At 38.6% G+C, this 1,677-nt stretch carries 1 protein-coding gene; it reads right to left on the reverse strand.

What is annotated here, in order from left to right; translation table 11 throughout:
- Positions 1-83: 83 nt before the first annotated feature.
- Positions 84-1,352: a group II intron reverse transcriptase/maturase gene (gene ltrA / locus ACYSNO_RS12315; protein ID WP_461731378.1), complete on the reverse strand. Its 1,269-nt coding sequence runs from the start codon at positions 1,350-1,352 to the stop codon at positions 84-86.
- Positions 1,353-1,677: the final 325 nt, after the last annotated feature.

The following is a 1,677-nucleotide window of genomic DNA, read 5'->3' on the forward strand; positions in this document are numbered from 1 at the left end:
AATCGAGTAGGAGAATAATCATTAAATGATTATTCGTCCTCTCACACCACCGTACGTACGGTTCCGTATACGGCGGTTCAACTTTACATCACGTGTACTTTTTGGTATTGTTTAACTGAAAAGAGTAAACCAAAACGTTCCAAGCGTTCATTGGTTATCGTGGTTGTTAAAACCCACGATTGAGCTATTCTGGCAATTCCTTTGCTAGAGTAGCTATTTTTATACGCTTCGTAGGAAGGCATTCCTAATTTGATAAGATTCTTCCTTCTGGTTTTGGGTGTCTTCCATTGTTTCCAAATACACATTCTTAACCTTCTTCTGACTTTCGAATCCATCAATAATAGGAATCGCTTCATCTTGCCTATTCGATAGTAGTTTACCCAACCTCTTACGAGTTGGTTGATTCTCTCTATCCTTGACTTTGTGTCAATTCCCCAATTCCTTTTCGTTAACTTTTTCAATTTATAATTGAACTCCGCCATTGATATTGCGTGTGGTTTTGCTTGGTAGATTTGGGTTTTTCTATTATAGAAGAAACCAAATCCTAGGAATTTAAATGATGGGTCTGTCGGTCGAACGATTTTCGATTTTTCTGCATTCACGATTAATCCTAACTTTTCCTCAATAAAGTGGGTAATGTTTCTCAGAACTCTCCTAGCGGACATTTCACTTTTGACAAAGATAATACAATCATCGGCGTAGCGTACAAACTTTAGCTCTCGCCTTTCCAATTCGTTATCTAATTCATTAAGCATAATGTTACTTAGTAATGGAGATAGATTTCCACCTTGTGGCGTTCCTACAATCGACTCTTTATATCCTTCATCCGTTTGTACTCCGCTAACGAGATACTTGCGTATTAGTGAAATAACATCTCCGTCCTTGATTGTTCTTGCGATTAAGTTCATTAATCTATCATGGTTGACGGTATCAAAGAAGCGTTCCAAATCAATGTCAACTATCCATTGGTAACCGTCATTGATATTGGTTAATGTTTCAAGGATTGCCATTTCTGCATAACGATGAGGACGAAAGCCATAACTATTTTTATGAAATTGTTTTTCATAGATAGGGCTAAGAACTTGTGCGATTGCTTGTTGAATCACTCGGTCGACCACTGTTGGAATTCCTAGCTGGCGTTTTCTTCCATCTGCTTTTGGGATTTCTACGCGCAAAACAGGTTTCGGTTGATAGGTGCGTTGAAGAATTTGTTTTCTTATCTCTCCTTCATGTTCCGAAAAGTAGAGAAATAGCTCGTCTACCATCATTCCATCGATGCCAGGGACACCTTTATTTTGTTTGACGCGTTGAATCGCTCGGTTCAGATTTTCTCTTTCCAATATTTGAATCATCAATTTTTCTGTATACACGTGTGTTAATCCTTTCTTTTCTCGTGGAGTGGCTATCTGTTTTCTTGCTCAATGCCAACAGTCTTCTTTCCCTCCCAATTGAGAAGTGTTAACGATAAAGTTGTTCCGTCCTTCGCTCTTCTCAACTTTCATTGAGTCTCTTCACTACTATGACTTCTGCTGACTTCTCATTTTCCAGTCTTGTATCACTACAAGGGTTTGATTTAGAGAAATGAGACCTCCCCAGTTAAGGTGCAAACTCTTCCCTTCCATCTATCTGCCACATTTACACCAATTGATTCTTACAGGTAGTTATTGGACTTTAGCT

Source organism: Enterococcus sp. LJL98, assembly GCF_054871745.1.

What these genes read in the sequence shown, in the direction of transcription:
- ltrA (WP_461731378.1), bottom strand. Translation starts at nt 1,352, where the DNA reads ATGATTCAAATATTGGAAAGAGAAAATCTGAACCGAGCGATTCAACGC.